Source organism: Amycolatopsis sp. TRM77291 (assembly GCF_054166285.1).
The window spans coordinates 8,648,863-8,668,182 of the sequence record NZ_JBSZHF010000001.1; the positions used below are offsets into that span (position 1 = coordinate 8,648,863).

Genomic DNA, 19,320 nt, shown 5'->3' on the forward strand with positions numbered 1-19,320 from the left:
ACGGACCGCTGAAGCCCGACCGTGTGGTTGCTGGATCGTTGAACGATCTGGCACTATCGGCGGGGTGCCTGCACCCACCGGAGCCCAGCATCTCGCCGACGCGCTGACCGCTCTGGGGACCGAAGTCGTCTTCGGTCTCCCCGGGGTGCACAACCTGCCGTTATGGGAGGCGCTGGCCGATACGGACATCCGGCTGGTGGGGGTCCGGCACGAGCAGACGGCGGGGTACGCGGCCGACGGTTACGCCCGCGCGACGGGCAAGCTCGGCGTCGCGCTGGTGACCACGGGGCCCGGCGCGGCGAACACGCTCGCCGCCGTCGGCGAGGCCATGGCGTCGGCCGCTCCGGTGCTGATCATCGCGACCGACATCCCGTCAACGCTGCGGCGGCCGGGCGTGGTCCGCGGCGTGCTGCACGAGACGTCGGACCAGCAGGCGATGTTCGCGCCGGTCACCAAGGCGGGGTTCACCGTCACCAGCGCCGACCAGGTCGCCGCCACCCTCCACCGCGCGGCCCGGCTCGCGCTCCAGCCGCAGAGCGGGCCGGTCTACCTCGGCATCCCCGCCGACTTCCTGTCCGAGCGGACGCCCGCGCGCCGTCCGCCGCGGTCGCACGCCCGGCCCGCCGAGATCCCGGATCTCACCGAGGCCGAGGCCCTGCTCGCGGCCGCCGACCGGCCCCTGATCTGGGCGGGCGGCGGCGCGCTGCGCGCCGAGGCGGGTGAGGCGATCGGGAAACTCGCCGAACGGCTGGCCGCGCCGGTGCTCACCACGTTCGGCGCCCGCGGGCTGCTGCCGGTCGACCATCCCTGCCTCGCCCCGAATCCGGTGCACGCGCCCGAGGTCGGCGCCTTGTGGGACGAGGCCGACGTCGTCCTCGCGATCGGGACCGACTTCGACGGGCTGATGACGCAGAACTGGCTGATGCCGCAGCCGAAGAAACTCATCGCGATCAACGTCGACCCGGACGACGCGGCCAAGAACTACCAGCCGGACATCACGCTGGTCGGTGACGCCAGAGTGCTCGTCGAGGCGCTGAAGGTCGAGGAACGGCCGGGTATCGCGGCACTCGTCGGCAGGCTCGCCAAGGTCTCCGCCCGGGTACGGCGGCGGATCAAGGAGGAGGAACCGCAGGCCGCGGATCTTCTGTCCACTTTGGACGAAGTATTGCCACAGGACGCGGTCGTGGTCGCGGACATGTGCGTGGCCGGGTACTGGATCGGCGGGTTCCATCGTGTCCGCGCGCCGCGCAAGCTCGCGTACCCGATGGGCTGGGGCACCCTCGGCTACGGCTTCCCCGCCGCCCTCGGCGCGAGTGCCGCGGGCGCCGGCCGCGCGATCTGCGTCAGCGGTGACGGCGGTTTCCTGTTCGGCTGCGGCGATCTGCACACGCTGGCGCAGGAACAGTTGCCGGTCACGGTGATCCTCGTCGACGACGGCGGCTACGGGATGCTCCGGTACGACCAGGATCGCGCGGGATTGCCGCGTCGAGGGGTCGACTGGGACAGTCCCGATTTCGTCGGCCTGGCGAGGGCCTTCGGCGTGCACGCGGACCGGGTTTCCGGGTTCGGGCGGGCGTTCCGGCGGCTGCTCGGTGAATTCGTCGAGTCCGACGAGCCCAACGTGCTGGTCGTGCGCGCGAAGATGGCACCGCCGCTCAACACCTCGCCGCGCTGGTACCGCAAGGAATCCTCGTGACCGGGCTCCGCGTCGGCGTGGACATCGGCGGTACCTTCACCGATCTCTGCGTGCTCGACGGGACCGGAATCGTGGCCGTTGGCAAGGTGCTGACGACCCACGGCGAACCGGCCCGCGCGGTCGAGGAAGGTCTCAAGAAGACACTCGCCGACGCCGGGCTGGACGCGGGAGACGTCGAGCAGTTCGTGCACGGCACCACGCTGGTGACGAACGCGCTGATCGAACGCAAGGGGGCGCGCACTGCGCTGCTCGCGACCGCCGGTTTCCGCGACGTGCTGGAGATGCGGCGCGAGCATCGGTACGAACTGTACGACCTGCTCATCGAATTGCCCGCCCCGCTGGTGCCACGGCACCTGCGGTTCGACGTCCCCGAGCGGATACTCGCCGACGGTACCGTCCACACAGGACTGGACGAGGAGTACGTCGCGCGGCTCGGCCGGGAGCTCGACGCCAGGGGCATCGACGCGGTGGCGATCTGTTTCCTGCACGCCTTCACGAATCCCGCGCACGAAAGACGAGCCGCCGAGGTGCTGCGGGAGGTCGCGCCCCGGCTGCGGGTCGCGCTCTCCAGCGAGGTCGTCCCCGAGATCCGCGAATTCGAGCGGATGTCGACCACCGTCGGATGCGTCTACGTCCAGGATCTCACCGAGCGTTATCTGCGTGATCTGGAAAGGCGCCTGCACGAGGCCGGGGTGCGGCCGTCGCCGCACATCATGCTGTCCAACGGGGGAATCGCGACGGTGGACACCGCCGCGCGGTACCCGATCCGTATCCTCGAATCCGGCCCGGCGGGCGGGGCGCTGGCCGCGTCCGCGATCGGTGCCGCGGCCGGTGTCGAGGATCTGCTGGCCTTCGACATGGGTGGCACGACGGCGAAACTATGCCTGATCTCCGATGGCGCGCCGCTGGTGACGCACGAGTTCGAAGTGGACCGGAAGTACCGGCTGCTGCCGGGCTCCGGGCTGCCGGTCAAGGTACCGGTCACGGACATGATCGAGATCGGGGTCGGCGGCGGTTCGATCGCGCGGATCGACGCGCTCGGCCTGCTCACCGTCGGCCCGGATTCGGCGGGATCCGAGCCCGGCCCGGTCTGTTACGGACGAGGCGGTGCCGAGCCGACCGTGACGGACGCCGACCTCGTGCTCGGTTATCTGGACCCGGGCTATTTCCTCGGCGGCGGAATGACTTTGGATCTCGAAGGCGCGCGCGAGGCGATCCGCTCGAAGATCGCCGGGCCGCTCGGTGTCAGTGTCGAGGAAGCCGCCTGGGGTATCCACACCAGCGTCAACGAGGACATGGCGAACGCGGCCCGCGTCCACGCCGTCGAGCGCGGCAAGGATCCGGCGAAGCTCCCGATGTTCACTTTCGGTGGCGCCGGTCCGGTGCACGGCGTCGGGGTGGCGCGGGCGCTCGGCGCGCCCGAGGTGGTCGCGCCGCCCGCCGCCGGAGTGCTCAGCGCGGCGGGATTCCTCACCGCGCCACTGGCTTTCGACTTCGTGCGTTCGGCGCGCTCCGCGGTACTGGACCTTTCCTGGGAACAGGTCGACGCGCGGTTCGCCGAGATGGAGGCCGAGGGCGCGGAGCTCCTGGAGAAGTCCGGTGTGGACGGTGACGAGGTGACGCACCGCCGGATCGCCGAGATGCGGTATTCCGGGCAGGGCTACGAGATCCGCGTGCCGGTCGGACGGGGGAGCTGGCCGGAGTCGCTCATCGACGCGTTCACCGAGACCTATCGGACGCTGTACCGGCGGACCGGGCCGGACGTGGCGATCGAGGTGCTGAACTGGCGCGTCGTCTCCAGCGGTCCCACGCCCGAGGTCACGCTGAAACTCGCGGGCGCCGAGGCCGAAGGCAACGCGCGAAAGGGAAGTCGTCCAGCGTACTTCCCCGGCGAAGGTGGATTTGTCGACACGGCGGTATTCGACAGATACCGGCTCAAGCCGGGTGATCTCGTCGACGGGCCGGCCATCGTGGAGGAACGCGAGTCCACTGTGGTCGTTCCGCCGGGTGCGCGCTGTGTCGTCGGCGCGGACGCCGGTCTGGTGGTGACGGTATGAGCGTCGACCCGATCCTGGTCGGGGTGCTGGGAAACCGGCTGCACTCCATCCTTGCCGAACAGCAGAACGCGCTCGTGGACACGGCGTTCTCTTCCGTGGTGCGGGAATCACTCGACCTCGCCTGCGCGGTGTTCGACTCCCGCGGCGAGATGATCGGCCAGTCCGTCGGCGGGACACCGGGCCACATCAACGCGATGGCGACCGGGATGCGGCATTTCGTCGCCGCGTACCCGCCGGAGACGCTGGAATCCGGCGACGTCCTGCTCACCAACGACCCGTGGCAGACGGCCGGGCAGATCAACGACATCACCGTCGCGACGCCGGTGTTCCTGCGGGGACGCCTGGTCGCGTGGTTCGCTTCCTGCTGCCACGCCCCGGACATCGGTGGGCGGCTGGTCTCCGCAGAGGCCAACGAGGTCTTCGAGGAGGGCCTGCGCCTGCCGATCATGAAATTCCTCCGCGCGGGCGAGGTCAACGCGGATCTCGAACTGCTGATCCGCGCCAACGTCCGCACTCCCGAGGAGACCATCGGCGATCTGTACGCCCAGGTCACCGGCAACGAGGTCGGCGCGGCGGGCCTGGTGCGGCTGCTGGAGGAATTCGGGCTCGATTCCCTGGACGACGTCGCCGCGGAGATCATGAACCGCTCCGAGCGGGCGCTGCGGGACGCGCTGGCGAAACTGCCGGACGGCACCTACACCAGCGAGCTGGTGACCGACGGATTCGACGACGAAGAGATCATCCTCAAGGTCGCCGTGACCATCGACGGCGAGGACATCCACCTCGATTTCACGGGATCGTCGCCGCAGAGCCGCCGCGGGATCAACGTCGTCCTGAACTACACCCGGGCGTACGCGTCGTTCGCGATCAAGGCGGCGATCTCGCCGGAGGTGCCGCACAACGCGGGCTCGTTCCGGCCGGTGCACGTCACCGCGCCGGAGGGCTCGGTGCTCAACTGCACGCCGCCCGCGCCGGTCGCGTCCCGGCACCTGATCGGGCACTTCCTGCCTTCGCTGCTGATCACGGCCCTGCCGGGGAGCGCCATGGCGCACAGCGCGGACGCGTTGTGGATGACGATCTGGCGCGGCGCCGACGCCGAGGGTCGCGAGTTCATGCTCAACGTCTTCCAGACCGGCGGGATCGGCGCGCGATCCACAAAGGACGGTCTCAGTACCACCGGATTCCCGAGCGGGCTGCGGTCCACGCCGACGGAGGTCATCGAGACGATGGCCCCGCTGATCCAGTGCGAACGCGTGCTGCGCACGGATTCCGGCGGCGCCGGAAAGTGGCGCGGCGGCCTCGGCCAGTGCACCACCATGGCCGCCCGCGGCGAGATCTCCTGGAGTGTCAACGGGAACGTCGACCGGGTGCGCCGTCCGGCGTCCGGTGTGGACTCGGGACACGACGGGGCGGTGGGCCGGTTCGAGCTGACCCGTGGCCCACTGCCGTCGAAGAGCCGGGTGAATCTGCGGCCCGACGACGTGGTGAACGTGATCCTGCCGGGCGGCGGCGGTCACGGCGACCCCCGCGAGCGCGATCCGGAGGCCGTGCTCGCCGACGTCGTCGACGGGTACGTCTCGGTGGAAGCGGCGCGCGAACTGTACGGCGTCGAAGTCACCTATCACGGGGATGCCGAGGCGCTGGTGCGCCTTCCGGAGGACTACACGGCGGTTTCGCTGAGAGGGAGGAAATGAGCATGGGCCGGCTGGCAGGCAAGGTCGCGGTGGTCTTCGGGGGCGCGAGGGGTATCGGCCTCGCCACCGTGAAGGAGTTCGTCGCCGAGGGCGCGACCGTGTTCTCCAGTGACATCCGCGAACCCGCGGAATCCGTCGAAGGCGCCCGTCACTCCCTTGTGGACGCCACCGACGAAGGTCAGGTCGACGAATTCGTGCGCGGTGTGGCCGCCGAAACCGGGCGGATCGACGTACTGTTCAACAACGTCGGCATCCACCTCGGGAAACCGCTGGTGGACACCACACTCGCGGAGTTCGACAACATCTTCGCGCTGAACGTGCGCGCGGCCTTCCTCGGCACGCGGGCGGTGCTGCCGCACATGATCGCGAACAAGGCGGGCAGCATCGTCACGACGTCGTCCAACGGCGGGGTGATGGGCCGCCCCGGCGACCCCGTGTACAACGCCACCAAGCACGCGCTGGTCGGCCTGACGAAGTCGATCGCCGTCGCGCACGCGCACCAGGGGATCCGCGCGAACACGGTGAACCCGGGCGCGATCGACACGGACATGCTGCGCGGCACCCTCGCGTCGCCGGAGGACTTCGAAGCCAAGCAACACCAGTTGACCGCGAGCACGCCGGCGGCGCGGGTCGGCGAGGCGTGGGAGGTCGCGAAAGCGGTCGTCTTCCTTGCGAGCGACGAGTCGCGTTTCGTCAACGGGGTCGCGCTTCCCATCGACGGCGCCAAGGCCGCCGGTGCCATGCCGGGTGACCGGTACAGCCTCGACTTCGAACTCGGTGTCAGGTAGCGCCATGTCCACATCTGCCGCCGAGGAGACGCTGGCCCGCGACAGACCCTTGCTCGAACGGAGCGGGACGGCGGAACGGGTCGCCGAGATCCTGCGCCAGCGCATCACCGAAGGCGTGTTCCCGCCCGGGTCGAGACTTTCGGAACCGTCGATCAGCGCCGCGCTGGGCGTCTCGCGCAACACCCTGCGCGAATCCTTCCAGCTGCTGGCGCACGAACGGCTGGCGGTGCACGAACTCAACCGCGGTGTGTTCGTCCGCGAACTGACCGCGCAGGACATCTCGGATCTCTATGTCATGCGGCGGGTCACCGAATGCGGTGCGCTGCGGCGCGCGGCCGAGCTGTCCACTGTGGACCTCTCGGCGGTCGCGGCGGCGGTCCGGGAGGGCCGTGCCGCGGCCGGCGAAGGCGACTGGCTGGCCGTCGGGACCGCGAGTATCGCGTTCCATCAGGCGTTGGGGGATCTGGCGGGCAGCGAGCGGGTCAGCACGACGATGCGCCAGGTGCTGGCGGAGACGCGGCTCTTCTTCGTGCTGGCGGAGAACACCCGTGCGTTCTTCGAGCCGTTCCTGGAGCGGCACGAGCGGATCCTGCGGGATCTGGAGCGGGGGCGGTTCGGGCCCGCTGAGACGGCGTTGGAGAAGTACCTGCGGGATGCGGAGAAGCAGCTTCTGGCGGCTTACGACCGTCGGGAGTCGTGACGGCGCTTTTCGCAACGTCGGCGGCCTGCCAGGTGGTTCGGGCGCGTGTCGCGAAAGCCACTTTCGGGACGTGGGATGTCCCGAATGTTCGGGACGTGGGATGTCCCGAAAGTGGCTTTCGCGACACGGACGCCGACGGGGCCGACAAGCCGGACAAGTCCGCGGCGCGAACTGTGCACGATGGAGTGTTCGCGTTCCGGCCGGATCCGGGTGAGGATGGGGGCACGAGCACGAGGAGGAAGAACATGGTTTCGTCGGCGTCCGCGCGCAATCCGCTGTGGCACCCCTTCGCGGACATGGGAGCGGTCGACGGCGACCGGCTCGTCATCACCCGCGGTGAGGGTTCCTACGTCTGGGACGACGAAGGCGAGCGGTACTTCGACGCGACGGCGTCGCTCTGGTACGCGAACTTCGGGCACGGACGCGAGGAGATCGCGCTGGCCGTCGCCGACCAGTTGCGGACGCTCGACTCGTACAACCTGTTCGGCTACAACGCCAACGAGCCCGCGCTGAAGCTGGCCGAACGCGTCTCCGCGCTGGCACCCGAACCGGGCTCGAAGGTGTTCTTCGGGTCGGGCGGCGGCGACGTCATCGACACCGCGGTCAAGATCGCCCGTTCGTACTTCGCCCACACCGGGCGCCCGGAGAAGGTGCACGTAATCGGCCGGGTGCAGGGTTACCACGGCACGCACGGCTTCGGCACGGCCGTCGGCGGTATCGCGGCCAACGCGGCGGGCTTCGGCCCGCTGCCGGGTGACATCTCGCACGTCCCTTACGACAGCGCCGAAGCGCTCGAAGCCGAGATCCTGCGGGTCGGGCCGGAGCGGGTCGCGGCGTTCTTCTGCGAACCGGTGATCGGCGCGGGCGGCGTCCTCCTTCCCCCGGACGGGTACATCGAGACGGTCGCCGGGATCTGCCGCAAGCACGACGTGCTGTTCGTCGCGGACTGCGTGATCGCCGCGTTCGGACGGCTGGGCACCTGGTTCGGGATCGACCGGTGGGCGGTGAAACCGGACATGATCACGACCGCGAAGGGCATCACCGGCGGCACGATCCCGCTGGGCGCGCTGATCGTCGCGCCGAGGGTGGCCGAGCCGTTCTTCACCGGCTCGCCCGGTGCGCCGGTGCTGCGGCACGGCGCGACCTACGCCGGGCATCCGGTCGCCTGCGCCGCGGGGAACGCGACACTGGACATCTACGAGCGCGACGGGCTGATCCCGCGCGGGCGGGAACTGGAGAAACCGCTGGCGGACGCGCTTTCCGGGCTCGCTTCGCATCCGTTGGTCGCGGAGGTCCGGGCCGGGCTCGGGTTCCTCGGCGCGGTCGAGCTGAAGGCCGAAGTCATCGAGGCGAACCCCGGCGCGGCGAACCGGTTGCAGCGGCTGGCGCGGGACGAAGGCGTCCTCGTGCGGAACCTCGCCAAGGGGATCGCGGTCTCGCCGCCGCTGATCGCGGGCGAGGCCGAGCTCGACCTGCTCACGACCGCTTTGCCGCGTGCGCTGGACAAGCTCGTTTAGACGCTGTCCGGTAAGCCCTGTCGGGGATCCCCGCGCCCAGGTGTCGCGAAAGCCACTTTCGGGACATCAGGCGTCGCGAAAGTGGCTTTCGCGACACGGCCACCGGGCGGACAACGTCCTTTGTGGACGAACAAAACGGAGATGTTCCCCGGGGGCCACTCGTGGACATCGACACGATTCAGCACGATTGAACTCGNTTCGGGCCCCCCCCCGACACACTCCGGCCGCACGACCGCTTGCGGCAAGAACGTCCTTCGTGAGCACTGGGTCAAGGCTCGCCTAGACGTCGTCATCCCGCGGCGGCGGTCACCGATGGCTGCCGCGGGAACGCGTTCCGGTACGCGCCGGGCGAGACGCCGACCTGTTTGAGGAAGTGGTGGCGCAGGTTGGTCGCGGTGCCGAGACCGCTGAGTTCCGCGATCCGCTCCACCGGCAGGGCGGTCGATTCCAGCAGGCTCTGCGCCCGGGAAAGCCGCTGGGTCAGCAGCCATTGGAGCGGTGTCGTGCCGGTCGCCTGCTGGAGGCGCCGGTAGAAGGTCCGGCGGCTCATCATGGCGCGCCGGGCGAGACCTTCGATCGTCAACGGCCGGTCGAGATGGGCCCTCGCCCAGTCGAGCACCGGTGCCAGCCCCTGGTCGTCGGTGGCGGGAACGGAAAGATCGATGAACTGGGCCTGCCCGCCCGGCCGGTGCGCGGGCACGACCATCCGGCGGGCCAGCGGGCCCTCGCAGGCCCGCCTCAGGAGAGACAGAGTTCGTTGCCCTCCGGGTCCGCGATCGTGATCCACTCGGCGGGCCCTTGCTTGCCGCGGTGCAGGAACGTCGCGCCGCGCGCGGTCAGCCGCTCGAGCTCGGCCTCGATCCTACCCGCCCCCATCCGGATGTCGAGGTGCAGCCGGTTCTTGACCGTCTTCCCCTCGGGCACCAGCTGGAAGAGGAACCGCTGCCCGGTCTCCGGGTGGACGATCGCCGCGCCGTCCTTCCACACCAGGACACCGTTGTGCGTGGTCGTCGCTTCTTCGGCGGCGTAGCCCTCGGAGACCATCTCGCGGATGAACTCCTCGTTGCTCTCCTCGACCCGCCACCCGAGCATCTCGGCCCACCAGTCCGCGAGGGCGTGCGGACGGGCGGAGTCCACCGTCACCTGGAAGTCATACGCCATACCGGCACATTAACGACCCGCCCCGACAATTCCGGGCGGTCGTGCCCGCTGACCACGGTGAACCGCCATTTGTCGACCCCGCCGCCGATGATCTCGGCGTAGCGCCGGGCGCCGTCCGCGTTGGCGAAACGCACCTGCTGCCCGTTGGTGAGATGGGTGATCTTGACGGCCATCCGTGCCTCCCTGAAGTCCGGTGCCGGCCCGCGGAGCTTCCCCCTCCGGGGCCGGCGCCGACAGTAGAACACATGTTCGATACCCGTCGCCAATCCGGCCCCCCGGGCGGGTCATCTCCGCATGGTCACCCGCGGCCACGCGTCCAGGCCGCGGGCGATTTCGTGGTCCCGGACGGCTCGCAGGCCGTCTGTGAGGCTCTCCTCGTCGAGTGTCACGAAGCCGAGCCGGGCGTAGTACGGCGCGTTCCACGGCACCTCGGCGTACGTCGTCAGCGTCAGCCCGGCGAGCCCTTCGCGCGAAGCCCACTCCGCGGCGTGCTCGATCAGCCGCCGCCCGAGGCCCCGGCGCGCGTGATCCGGATGGACGGACACCTGCTCGATATGGCCGTGGCCGTCGACGATCTCGGCGAGCAGGTACGCCACCGGTCTGTCGCCCGCGTCCCACACCCAGGCCCGGTCCGCGCGCTGGAAGGCCGTGAGGTCCGCGATCGACGGCGGGTCGTCGTCGGCGATCGCGGCCATGCCGAGCGCGCGGAACGGTTCGCCGGCGGCGCGTTCGATGTCCTGGAGTGCGGGCAGGTCGTCGGGGGTGGCGAGTCGGATCACGGTTCGAGTTCTACCCCGCCGCGGCGCGTGGGGCGCGTGAATCAGAGGGCGAGGCGGCCGGTTCCCGTGACCGGATGGACGACACTCGCGTGGGCGCCCTTCAGAGGGCGAACGACGAAACGGCGCGGTGGATCCGGCTCGCGTACGACTGGAGCGCGACGATGGCGGCCCGCTTCGCGTCGTCACCGATCCGGGTGGCGGGGGCGGCCAGCGTCAGCACCGCGGGCCGGTGCCCGGTGCTCGGGATCGGCACGGAACACGACCAGACGCCGTCGTCCAGCTCGCCCCAGCTGACCGCGAACCGGTTCGTCCCGGCGCGTTTGACCTCTTCCCGCACGCTCGGGCCGCGGCGCTGGACGATCGACGAAAGGCGCCTTTCGCGTTCGCTCTCCGGCAGCATCGCGAGCAGCATCTTGCCCGACGCGCCGGTGCCTAGCGGGACGGAATGCCCCGGCTGGAAGGTGAAACGCATCGCGCGTTCGCATTCGACCCGGTCCGCGCAGACCGCGGATTCGCCGAAATGCTGGAACAGTAGCACCGTCTCGCCGAGGTCGCGGGCCGCCTCCTCCATCGCCGGACGGGCCAGCCGGACGAGGTCGTTGGCCAGCTGCGCGGCCCGCGCGAGCGGCATCACCTGGCTCGTCACGTGATAACGCCCCGTCCTGCCCTCCTCCAGGAGCTGGAGTTCCTTCAGCAGCGCGACATAGCGATAGGTCGTGGCGACCGGGGTGCCGATCCTCGCCGCGAGTTCGGCGACGCTCGCGTCCCAGCGGCGTTCGGAAAAGGAGAGCAGCAGCTGCAGTACTTTGCGCGAGCTGCTGGCGCCGGGGGTGCGTTTCGGCGGTGCGGTGGGGTTCAGGGATCGTGCGGCAGGCGTCATCTCGACCTCTCGCCGGAGAATCACGAAGAGTCAAGAAACTAGCACATTGTGTGAATTGCGGACCAGGGTCTTTGGTCAACGAACAAGCGGACTTCTTGCTAGGTTCGGCCAATGGGGAAGCCATTGGCGGGCAAGATCGCGTTGGTCGCCGGGGCGACTCGCGGGGCCGGGCGGGGAATAGCGGTCCAGCTGGGCGCCGCGGGCGCGACCGTTTACGTGACCGGTCGCAGTACCGGTTCCCGGCGATCGGAAATGGACCGCCCGGAGACGATCGAGGAGACGGCGGCGCTCGTCGACGAGGCGGGCGGGCGCGGGATCGCGATCGCCGTGGACCATTTGGCGGCGGACGAGGTCCGCGAACTGGTGGAACGGATCGACGCCGAACAGGGTGCGTTGCACGTGCTGGTCAACGACATCTACGGGGCGCCCATCGAATGGGGCAAGACGGTCTGGGAGTCCACTTTGGACGTCGGGCTGCGGACGCTGCGGCTCGCGATCGACACCCACGCCATCACCAGCCATTTCGCGCTTCCGCTCATGATCAGGGAATCCGGGCGCGCTGGTCGTCGAGGTCAACGACGGCACCGCCCGCGTACAACGCGGAGAACTACCGGGTTTCGTTCTTCTACGATCTCGCCAAGACCGCGGTGAACCGGATGGCGTTCGCGCTCGGGCACGAATTGGCGCCGCATGGCGGTACCGCGGTCGCCGTCACGCCGGGCTGGTTGCGTTCCGAAGCGATGCTCGACGCTTATCGGGTGACCGAAGGGAATTGGCGGGACGCGACGAAGGTGCAGCCGCATTTCGCCATTTCTGAAAGCCCGGCGTTCGTCGGCAGGGCGGTCGCGGCACTGGCCGGTGACGCGGAAGTGGCGCGCTGGAACGGGAAATCGGTGTCCAGTGGCGAATTGGCGAAGGAATACGGATTCACCGACCTCGACGGCAGCCGTCCCGATTGCTGGCGCTATCTCGTCGAGGTCCAGGATCCCGGCCTGCCCGCGGACGTCACCGGCTACCGCTGAACCTCCCGGCGAAGGAACGGCGTGAGGAGGCCGGGCGCCGCCTGCTCCGCCATCGCCAGCCCGGCCGATTCGCCGACGTCGACCACCCGGTAGCCGCCCTTGCCCGCCGCGATCGGGGCCGTCACGGTGATCAATCCGGCGCGGCGCTGGAAGAACGACCGGCTGACGACGACGCCGGTGAGGCCCTCGCGCCGGATCGCCACCGTCGCCCGCGCCAGCGAACCCGACCGGCTGACCAGGTACCGCCCGACGATCGCGTGGCCGAGGTTGCGGTAGCGGTCCCAGCCCACCAGCGCGGCGAGCGGGACCAGGCCGAGCGCGACCTGCCACACCCACGACGGCAGGAAATCGATCCACGCCAAGCCGAAGAGGACGGCGGCCAGGATCAGCACGCCGCCGACCGCGCGGGTGAGCCGCCTGGTCAGCGCCCGCCGGGGATGCCGGTTCAGCGGGACGGTGGCCGGGTCGAAGTTCTCCCGCAGGACTTCGGCCGCGACCTCGTGGACCCGGCCGACGGGCGCGGGCGGCAGCAGGAGCCCGCCACCCTTGTCCCCGCCCTTGCCCTCACGCAGCCCGCCGACGATCGCGGTGAGCCGCGCCCCGCCCGCGATCCGCAGCGGCAGCGGCTCCTTCACTTCGACGCCGCGAAGCCGTTCTTCTTCGATGGACACCGACCGCGTGGTGATCAGGCCGCGCCGGACGTGCAGCGTGCCTTCGGTCTCCCGGGTGAGCTTGAAGTTCCAGAACGACAGCACGTAGCCGCCGACGGAAAGCAGGGAGACGACCACGAGCAGGGCGACCGCCGCGACGACCACGATCAGCCACACCGCCGTGTTCGCCAGATCGTCCATGAGATCCCGCAGCGGGCCGACGTTCTCCGGCGCGATGTCCAGCTGGTGCGCGAAATGCCAGACCGCGGCGAAGATCGCGCCCACCACGGCGAGCCCGGACAGCGTGAACGGCGCATATCGCACCCACTTACGGTCGACCTCCGCCACGACCTGCTCGGGAGGTGGGGCGGTCTCGGTGATCTCCTTGCGGTGCAAGAGAACCGTGCGCAGCCGGTCGGCCTCGGTCCGGCTGACGGCGTCGAGCACCAGCTGGTCGCCGTTCGCGCCCTGGGCGGGTGAATGCCGTCCGGTGCCGATGCGCACGGCGCTGAGGGAGAACAGGCGGTGCTTGGGTTCCGAGGTGACGTCGACCGTGCGCACCCGGTCCAGCGGGATCGCGCGATGCTTGCGCAGCAACAGGCCCGTGGTCCATTCCACCTGACCGTCGGCGATGCGGTACCGCGAAGTGAGTACGTGCGAGATCCCCACGAACACGGTCAGCGCGGTGACGCCGAGCCCGAACCATTCCCAGCCGTTGCCCCGGCCGAGGATCACCGTCCCGATCAGCACCGGCAGCGATTTCACGACGTCGAGCACGGGGCGGATCAGCAGCATCCGGCGGTCGAGCCGGTGCCACTGGCCGGCGGCGTCCGGCGGTGCCTCGGTGCTCACGTCGCGTCACCGGGCGTGGCCTGAGTGGTCTTCGTGAGCTCCGCGGCCAGCTTCAGCGCTTCGGTGTGGTCGAGACCGGCGATCTTGACCGGGCCCGCGGCCGACGCCGTCGTCACGGTGATCTTCGCCAGCCGGAACAGCTGCTCGACCGGGTCGCGTTCGATGTCGACGGTCTGGATCCGCGAGATCGGCGCGATCCGCCAGTCCTGGCTGAGCCAGCCTTCCTGGGTGTACACGGCCTCGCCGGTGACCTCCCAGCGGTGGATCCGGTAGCGCCACTGCGGCATGACCAGCAGATGCAGCGGCGCGATCACGCAGGAGATAGTCAAGGTCACCGTGAGCCACGTCGGCGCGTCGTCGCTCGTGAGCACGAACACCGTCTGCACCGCGATGAGGATCACCCAGCCGACCGCGGCCCACACCGTCCAGTAGCCGATGGCGCGCCTGCTCACCCGGTTGGCGGGCGGGCGCAGGCCGAGCGTCTCTTCTGTCACCCCTCCACCCTGCACCACGTCCGTGCGGACCGCCCACGACGGCTGTCACGGACCGATAGGATCCAAGCCGCCGTCGGCGGAATGGATACCCCCTATCGGGGCGTTGGTACCCGTGGACGGTCGTACCCACGAAACCTGGAGGATCTGGTGGCGCTGGACCCGGAAGACCTGTACGAGGTGGACTCGGACGTCCCTGACCTCGGCGGGGCCGTGCTCCTGCACTACTTCGACGGATTCATGGACGCGGGCTCGGCGGGCAAGCTCGTCGCCGAGCAACTCCTGAACTCCTCCGAGCACCGGGTGATCGCGCGGTTCGACGTCGACCGCCTCATCGACTACCGCTCGCGCCGCCCGGCGATGACCTACTCCATCGACCACTGGGAGGCCTACGACGCCCCCGAACTGGTCGTCCACCTGCTGCACGACGCCGACGGCGTGCCGTTCCTGCTGCTCACCGGCCCGGAACCGGATCACGACTGGGAGCGGTTCTGCGCGGCCGTGCGCGGGCTGGTCGAACGCTGGGACGTCCGGCTCACCACCGGTTTCCACGGCATCCCGATGGGCGCGCCGCACACCCGCCCGCTGGGCGTGACCGCGCACGCGACGCGGAACGAACTCGTCGGCGAGCACCGTCCGCTGCCCAACCGGATGCAGGTGCCGGGCAGTATCGCCGGGCTGCTGGAGTTCCGCCTCGGCGAGTGGGGGCACGACGCGTCCGGGTTCGCGGCGCACGTGCCGCACTACCTGGCGGACTCGACGTACCCGAGCGCCGCGCTGAACCTGCTCGGCGCCGTCGCCGCGGCGACCGGGCTGAACCTGCCGGACGGCGACCTGCGTGAGGCTTCGCACGAGGCGGAGGCCGAGATCGCCCGCCAGGTCGCCGGCTCGGAGAAGGTCGCCGACGTCGTGCGCGCGCTGGAGCAGCAGTACGACACGTTCATGGAGGCGTCGGGCAAGGAAAGCCTGCTCGCGGAGTCGGTCGAGCACATGCCGACCGCCGAGGAACTGGGCAACCAGTTCGAGCGGTTCCTGGCCGAGCAGAACGGCGGCGACGCCCCGGAGCGCTAGTCCCACGTTGGCCCGCACGTACATGAAGGCCCCCTTCATTGCGCTAGACGCAGTGAAGGGGGCCTTTATGTACTTGGGGTGCCGGCGATCGTGTCGCGAAAGCCACTTTCGAGACGCCTGGTGTCCCGAAAGTGGCTTTCGCGACACCATCTCCGAACAGTCCAGGCCACCGTCAGTGGTCGATCGCGACCATGACCCGTGAATGCTTCGGCCGCTCTATCTCGTCGACCAGCGCGACCGNGCGAAAGCCACTTTCGAGACGCCTGGTGTCCCGAAAGTGGCTTTCGCGACACCATCTCCGAACAGTCCAGGCCACCGTCAGTGGTCGATCGCGACCATGACCCGTGAATGCTTCGGCCGCTCTATCTCGTCGACCAGCGCGACCGCGAGATCCGCGTAGGAGAACGGTCCCGCGTCCGCCGCGCGCGGCAGCACCCGGTGGTCACCGCTGCGGTACTCGCCCGTGCGTTCGGCGTGCTCGTCGAGCATCACCGGCGGCGGCGCGACGACCACCCAGTCGAGCCCCTCGCCGGACGCACGGAAGACCTCCAGTTCCGCCGTGTGCCCGAGCGAGAACTCGCGGTGCTCGGGCGGCCAGCCCGGCTGGTCGTGGAAAGCGACGCCCGGAGCGATCTCCAGCGCCGATCCGACGCCGACGACGACCAGTCTCGTGACACCGGCCCGGCCGAGGCCGTCGATCAGCGCGTGCGCGGCGGCCGGGTAGTACTCGCGTGACGGGAGATCCGCGCGGTAGATGGAACTGATCGCGGCGTCGTGCCCGGCGGCGGTCTTCGCGACGTCGTCCGCGACGGTGACGTCGGCGGCGGTCAAGGTGACGTTGTCCCCGGCGAGATCCTTGTGGCGGCCGGGATCCCGCACCGCGGCGGTGACCCGGTGCCCGCGGCTCACGGCTTCGGCGACGGCTCGGCGCCCGCCGCGTCCGCCCGCCCCGAAGATGACGATCCTGCTCATCGTGCTCCCTTTTCCCGTGCCGGCAACCGAATGCCGGCGGTGATCCCGATGCTAGGAGCGGACCCCTCGGTTACCGCAACGAAACCGACCCCGCGCGTTCCGGGCCCGTTCACCCGGATGGCGCTGGTGTATCGTCCCGGGATGCGTCACCTGGTACCCCAATCAGCCTTGAAAACCCTGGGCCGGTCGGCCCGTGGCGCGCTCGGCCGGGGCCTGCACCGGCTCGCCCGCCGATTCCATGATCCTTATACGGAGGAATTGGAACGGGTCGCCGCGGAACTGCGCGAAGAGATCGTCCGGCAGGGGGATCGCTGTTTCGATCGGATCGTCGAGTTCGAAATCCGGAGCCGTCGCGACATCATCTACGCGGGCGACCAGGACGCGGCCAGGGACAGCAATCGTTTCGCCCGTGAGCAGCTGACCGGGACCAAGCATTTCGCGAGTCCGGAAGAGACGCTCGCGTACGCGCTTTCCCTTGCCCCGTCCGGAGGAATGGCCCTCGAATTCGGCGTCGCGACCGGGAACACGCTGGGCGCGATCGCCAGGGCCCGCGGTGGCGCCGAGACCTACGGATTCGACTGGTTCCAGGGGTTGCCGGAGAACTGGCTCAACGGGATGCCCGCCGGCTCGTTCGCGCGCGACGACCTGCCGGAGGTCCCCGGCGCCGAACTCGTCGTCGGTCTTTTCGCGGACACGCTTCCCGGTTTTCTCGAGCGGCACGAAGGCGTCGTCGATTTCCTTCACGTGGACGGCGATCTGTACAGCTCCGCGAAAACCGTGCTCGATCTGGTCGGCCCGCGGCTGCGGTCCGGCAGCATCGTGCATTTCGACGAGTTCTTCAACTATCCCGGCTGGCAGCGGCACGAGTACAAGGCGTGGCTGGAGTACGTCGAACGCACCGGTGTCGAATTCGAATACGTGGCCTACACCTACACCGACAACCAGGTCACCGTCCGGATCAGCTAGGCCGTGTCCGGTGAGTCTGTTCGCGGTCTTCGCGCCCAGGCGGTCCCTGGCGGCACGGGTGGATGCGGCCGAGTACGACCCGGTACGAGGCCGATCCGCCCGCACCGCCAGGAACCACCTGGATCACGAAGCCCAGGATGCGGCCGAGTACGACCCGGTACGAGGCCGATCCGCCCGCACCGCCAGGAACCACCTGGATCACGAAGCCCATCGAGCGGCCGAGTACGACCCGGTACGAGGCCGATCCGCCCGCACCGCCAGGAACCACCTGGATCACGAAGCCCATCGAACAGCCGAGTACGACCCGGTACGAGGCCGATCCGCCCGCACCGCCAGGAACCACCTGGATCACGAAGCCCATCGAACAGACTAGTACGACCCGGTACGAGGCCGATCCGCCCGCACCGCCAGGAACCACCTGGATCACGAAGCCCATCGAACAGACTCACCGGACACGGCCTAGAGCAGTTCGCGGACCTCGATCGTGCCGATCGCGGCCCACGGGTGGCTCTTCGCCGCCTCGACGGCCTGTGCACGGCTGTCGCATTCGAGGATGTTGATCCCGCCGATCTGTTCCTTCGTCTCGGCGAACGGACCGTCCGTGAGCAGTGCCTCGCCACCGCGGACGCGGACGGTGGTCGCCGACGCGGGCGGGTGCAGTCCCATTCCGTCGACACGCAGGCCGCGCCGCGTCATCTCTTCGCCCCAGGCGCGGCAGGGTTCGGTGATGTCGGTGGTGACCGCCGGATCGCCGGCGGTCCCGCAGAGCATGAGCAGGTAGCGCACCGCTCCTCCTAGTCGGTCAGTCCGTCTTCGTAAGCGCGCAGGGTATCGATGAACAGGCGCCGTTCGGCCGGGGTCAACGGCGTGAGCGCCTTCTGCCAGGCGCGGGCGCCCTGCGCGAGCCAGCCGTCGATCGCGGGCCGCATCCGCTCGGCGATGGCGACGATCCGCCGCCGCCGGTCCGCCTCGTCCTCGCGCCGGTCGAGCACGCCCTTCTTGGTCAGTTCGCCGACCATCAGGCTCACCGTGGTCGGGGCGACCTCGAGCCGTTCGGCCAGTTCGTTCACCGTCATGGGCCCGTCGAAGAGCAGGTACGACAACAGGGACAGGTGACGCGGAGCCAGTGATAGCGACTGGAGCTCTTCGGGGACCTTGAGCCGCTTCGCGCGCCCGACCATCCGCGGCATGAGCAGCAGCAAAGCCCGCACGGCGTCGTCGGCTTCCATGTCCTCGGTTGACACCGGCCACCCTCCTGGATACCTTTGCAAGCAAAGAGACTTTGCTTGCAAAGCAAAATAGCTTTCACGATGATGCTACCTGGGGAGTACCGGTGCTGATGACCACCGCGGACGCCGAAACGGGGCGTCCCCGCACCACTCGTGTCGACTGCCGCCCGTCCGGAAGCCGGTACCTGGTGTTCGCGCCCGGCGAGGATTCGGCTTGGTATCGCGATCTTCTGGCCAGTCCACAAGCGACACTCGAAATCGACGGTGTGCCGCATGCCGCGCGTGCCGTGCCGCTCGAAGGCGGGGAACCGGGTTTCGCGCTGCACCTCTTGGAGGTCGACGCCGCCCGCGGCCGGGCGATCGCCCATCAGCTGCTCGTCCACCACGGGGAGCTCCGCAAGACACTGGCGGCGGCGCGGGCCGAACTCGACGGCGCGCCCGCCGCGGGCCGGACGGAGCTGCGGGGCGAGCTGCTCGGCCATTGCGTGACCTTCTGCAACGACCTGCGCATGCACCACCTCCGCGAGGACGGCGCGTTCACCGCGATCGAGAAGGCCCATCCCGGGCTCGCGCCGGCGCTGAAGCGGCTGCGCCAGGAGCACGAAACCGTGTCCCGCGCGCTGCGCGATCTCGATCGGCTGCTGCAAGGTAAGGGGAAGATGGAACGCGCCGCGCTGCGCGAGGAGTTCGAGCGCGTCGTGACGGGCCTCGAAGAGCATTTCGCCTACGAGGAGGCGAACCTGATTCCCGCGCTTCGCGGCGACCAGGTTGCTCCGAGCGGGTGAAAGCGACGGG

At 69.5% G+C, this 19,320-nt stretch carries 20 protein-coding genes and 1 pseudogene; 10 read left to right on the forward strand and 11 right to left on the reverse strand.

Features of this window, described 5'->3' with window-relative positions; genetic code table 11:
* Positions 1-64 precede the first annotated feature (64 nt).
* The 6 genes from ACXIZN_RS40675 (at position 65) to ACXIZN_RS40700 (ending at position 8,452) form a co-directional block, all read left to right on the forward strand.
* Positions 65-1,696 (forward strand): thiamine pyrophosphate-binding protein, encoded by a 1,632-nt coding sequence (locus tag ACXIZN_RS40675; protein ID WP_457960049.1) that lies wholly within the window; start codon positions 65-67, stop codon positions 1,694-1,696.
* A complete protein-coding gene (locus tag ACXIZN_RS40680) occupies positions 1,693-3,753 on the forward strand; it encodes a hydantoinase/oxoprolinase family protein (RefSeq protein WP_457960050.1) in 2,061 nt (686 codons plus the stop codon). The genes ACXIZN_RS40675 and ACXIZN_RS40680 overlap by 4 nt, the downstream gene beginning before the upstream one ends.
* Positions 3,750-5,447: a hydantoinase B/oxoprolinase family protein gene (locus ACXIZN_RS40685; RefSeq protein ID WP_457960051.1), complete on the forward strand. Its 1,698-nt coding sequence runs from the start codon at positions 3,750-3,752 to the stop codon at positions 5,445-5,447. Before ACXIZN_RS40680 ends, ACXIZN_RS40685 begins: the two co-directional genes overlap by 4 nt.
* 2 nt (positions 5,448-5,449) lie before the next feature.
* Positions 5,450-6,235 carry an SDR family NAD(P)-dependent oxidoreductase gene (locus ACXIZN_RS40690; protein ID WP_457960052.1) on the forward strand — a complete coding sequence of 262 codons (786 nt, stop codon included), beginning with the start codon at positions 5,450-5,452 and terminating at the stop codon, positions 6,233-6,235.
* Between the two features lie 4 nt (positions 6,236-6,239).
* Positions 6,240-6,935, forward strand: a complete 696-nt coding sequence (locus ACXIZN_RS40695) for a GntR family transcriptional regulator (protein ID WP_457960053.1) — start codon at positions 6,240-6,242, stop codon at positions 6,933-6,935.
* Between the two features lie 245 nt (positions 6,936-7,180).
* Positions 7,181-8,452, forward strand: a complete 1,272-nt coding sequence (locus tag ACXIZN_RS40700) for an aminotransferase family protein (RefSeq protein WP_457960054.1) — start codon at positions 7,181-7,183, stop codon at positions 8,450-8,452.
* Positions 8,453-8,741: 289 nt separating this feature from the next.
* On the opposite strand, the gene ACXIZN_RS40705 is transcribed toward ACXIZN_RS40700, so the two are convergent.
* From ACXIZN_RS40705 to ACXIZN_RS40725, 5 genes are all read right to left on the reverse strand, one after another.
* Complete coding sequence (locus ACXIZN_RS40705) at positions 8,742-9,152, reverse strand: helix-turn-helix domain-containing protein (RefSeq protein ID WP_457960055.1); 411 nt, start codon at positions 9,150-9,152, stop codon at positions 8,742-8,744.
* 38 nt (positions 9,153-9,190) lie between these two features.
* Positions 9,191-9,613, reverse strand: a complete 423-nt coding sequence (locus ACXIZN_RS40710; protein ID WP_126735655.1) for a VOC family protein — start codon at positions 9,611-9,613, stop codon at positions 9,191-9,193.
* Complete coding sequence (locus ACXIZN_RS40715) at positions 9,592-9,786, reverse strand: hypothetical protein (RefSeq protein ID WP_020631236.1); 195 nt, start codon at positions 9,784-9,786, stop codon at positions 9,592-9,594. Before ACXIZN_RS40715 ends, ACXIZN_RS40710 begins: the two co-directional genes overlap by 22 nt.
* 111 nt (positions 9,787-9,897) lie before the next feature.
* Positions 9,898-10,392 carry a GNAT family N-acetyltransferase gene (locus tag ACXIZN_RS40720; protein WP_457960056.1) on the reverse strand — a complete coding sequence of 165 codons (495 nt, stop codon included), beginning with the start codon at positions 10,390-10,392 and terminating at the stop codon, positions 9,898-9,900.
* Between the two features lie 100 nt (positions 10,393-10,492).
* Positions 10,493-11,272 carry an IclR family transcriptional regulator gene (locus ACXIZN_RS40725; protein ID WP_457960727.1) on the reverse strand — a complete coding sequence of 260 codons (780 nt, stop codon included), beginning with the start codon at positions 11,270-11,272 and terminating at the stop codon, positions 10,493-10,495.
* 111 nt (positions 11,273-11,383) lie between these two features.
* Here ACXIZN_RS40725 and ACXIZN_RS40730 point away from each other — a divergent pair.
* Positions 11,384-12,294, forward strand: a pseudogene (locus tag ACXIZN_RS40730) (SDR family oxidoreductase).
* Here the strand turns inward: ACXIZN_RS40730 and ACXIZN_RS40735 are convergent.
* Positions 12,285-13,796 (reverse strand): PH domain-containing protein, encoded by a 1,512-nt coding sequence (locus ACXIZN_RS40735; protein ID WP_457960057.1) that lies wholly within the window; start codon positions 13,794-13,796, stop codon positions 12,285-12,287. The pseudogene ACXIZN_RS40730 and the gene ACXIZN_RS40735 sit on opposite strands and share 10 nt — an antisense overlap.
* Complete coding sequence (locus tag ACXIZN_RS40740; RefSeq protein ID WP_457960058.1) at positions 13,793-14,290, reverse strand: PH domain-containing protein; 498 nt, start codon at positions 14,288-14,290, stop codon at positions 13,793-13,795. Before ACXIZN_RS40740 ends, ACXIZN_RS40735 begins: the two co-directional genes overlap by 4 nt.
* 147 nt (positions 14,291-14,437) lie before the next feature.
* Here ACXIZN_RS40740 and ACXIZN_RS40745 point away from each other — a divergent pair, with 147 nt between their 5' ends.
* Complete coding sequence (locus tag ACXIZN_RS40745) at positions 14,438-15,358, forward strand: proteasome assembly chaperone family protein (protein WP_457960059.1); 921 nt, start codon at positions 14,438-14,440, stop codon at positions 15,356-15,358.
* 318 nt (positions 15,359-15,676) lie between these two features.
* Here ACXIZN_RS40745 and ACXIZN_RS40750 read toward each other — a convergent pair whose 3' ends face one another.
* Positions 15,677-16,330, reverse strand: coding sequence for an NAD(P)-dependent oxidoreductase (locus ACXIZN_RS40750; RefSeq protein ID WP_457960060.1), 654 nt, complete (start codon positions 16,328-16,330; stop codon positions 15,677-15,679).
* A 141-nt stretch (positions 16,331-16,471) separates the two neighbouring features.
* Here ACXIZN_RS40750 and ACXIZN_RS40755 point away from each other — a divergent pair, with 141 nt between their 5' ends.
* Positions 16,472-17,296 carry a class I SAM-dependent methyltransferase gene (locus ACXIZN_RS40755; protein WP_457960061.1) on the forward strand — a complete coding sequence of 275 codons (825 nt, stop codon included), beginning with the start codon at positions 16,472-16,474 and terminating at the stop codon, positions 17,294-17,296.
* Here the strand turns inward: ACXIZN_RS40755 and ACXIZN_RS40760 are convergent.
* From ACXIZN_RS40760 to ACXIZN_RS40770, 3 genes are all read right to left on the reverse strand, one after another.
* A complete protein-coding gene (locus ACXIZN_RS40760) occupies positions 17,289-17,648 on the reverse strand; it encodes a hypothetical protein (RefSeq protein ID WP_457960062.1) in 360 nt (119 codons plus the stop codon). The genes ACXIZN_RS40755 and ACXIZN_RS40760 overlap by 8 nt on opposite strands.
* Positions 17,649-17,755: 107 nt before the next feature.
* The gene (locus tag ACXIZN_RS40765; protein ID WP_457960063.1) at positions 17,756-18,082 is read right to left on the reverse strand and encodes a YciI family protein; all 327 of its coding nucleotides are present in this window, start codon (positions 18,080-18,082) and stop codon (positions 17,756-17,758) included.
* Between the two features lie 8 nt (positions 18,083-18,090).
* Positions 18,091-18,525 (reverse strand): MarR family transcriptional regulator, encoded by a 435-nt coding sequence (locus ACXIZN_RS40770; RefSeq protein WP_457960728.1) that lies wholly within the window; start codon positions 18,523-18,525, stop codon positions 18,091-18,093.
* A gap of 110 nt (positions 18,526-18,635) precedes the next feature.
* Here ACXIZN_RS40770 and ACXIZN_RS40775 point away from each other — a divergent pair, with 110 nt between their 5' ends.
* Positions 18,636-19,310: a nitroreductase/quinone reductase family protein gene (locus ACXIZN_RS40775; RefSeq protein ID WP_457960064.1), complete on the forward strand. Its 675-nt coding sequence runs from the start codon at positions 18,636-18,638 to the stop codon at positions 19,308-19,310.
* Positions 19,311-19,320: the final 10 nt, after the last annotated feature.

What these genes read in the sequence shown, in the direction of transcription:
- ACXIZN_RS40710 (WP_126735655.1), bottom strand. Translation starts at nt 9,613, where the DNA reads ATGGCGTATGACTTCCAGGTGACGGTGGACTCCGCCCGTCCGCACGCC.
- ACXIZN_RS40700 (WP_457960054.1), top strand. Translation starts at nt 7,181, where the DNA reads ATGGTTTCGTCGGCGTCCGCGCGCAATCCGCTGTGGCACCCCTTCGCG.
- ACXIZN_RS40770 (WP_457960728.1), bottom strand. Translation starts at nt 18,525, where the DNA reads ATGGAAGCCGACGACGCCGTGCGGGCTTTGCTGCTGCTCATGCCGCGG.
- ACXIZN_RS40690 (WP_457960052.1), top strand. Translation starts at nt 5,450, where the DNA reads ATGGGCCGGCTGGCAGGCAAGGTCGCGGTGGTCTTCGGGGGCGCGAGG.
- ACXIZN_RS40695 (WP_457960053.1), top strand. Translation starts at nt 6,240, where the DNA reads ATGTCCACATCTGCCGCCGAGGAGACGCTGGCCCGCGACAGACCCTTG.
- ACXIZN_RS40755 (WP_457960061.1), top strand. Translation starts at nt 16,472, where the DNA reads ATGCGTCACCTGGTACCCCAATCAGCCTTGAAAACCCTGGGCCGGTCG.
- ACXIZN_RS40715 (WP_020631236.1), bottom strand. Translation starts at nt 9,786, where the DNA reads ATGGCCGTCAAGATCACCCATCTCACCAACGGGCAGCAGGTGCGTTTC.
- ACXIZN_RS40750 (WP_457960060.1), bottom strand. Translation starts at nt 16,330, where the DNA reads ATGAGCAGGATCGTCATCTTCGGGGCGGGCGGACGCGGCGGGCGCCGA.
- ACXIZN_RS40725 (WP_457960727.1), bottom strand. Translation starts at nt 11,272, where the DNA reads ATGACGCCTGCCGCACGATCCCTGAACCCCACCGCACCGCCGAAACGC.
- ACXIZN_RS40685 (WP_457960051.1), top strand. Translation starts at nt 3,750, where the DNA reads ATGAGCGTCGACCCGATCCTGGTCGGGGTGCTGGGAAACCGGCTGCAC.
- ACXIZN_RS40775 (WP_457960064.1), top strand. Translation starts at nt 18,636, where the DNA reads ATGACCACCGCGGACGCCGAAACGGGGCGTCCCCGCACCACTCGTGTC.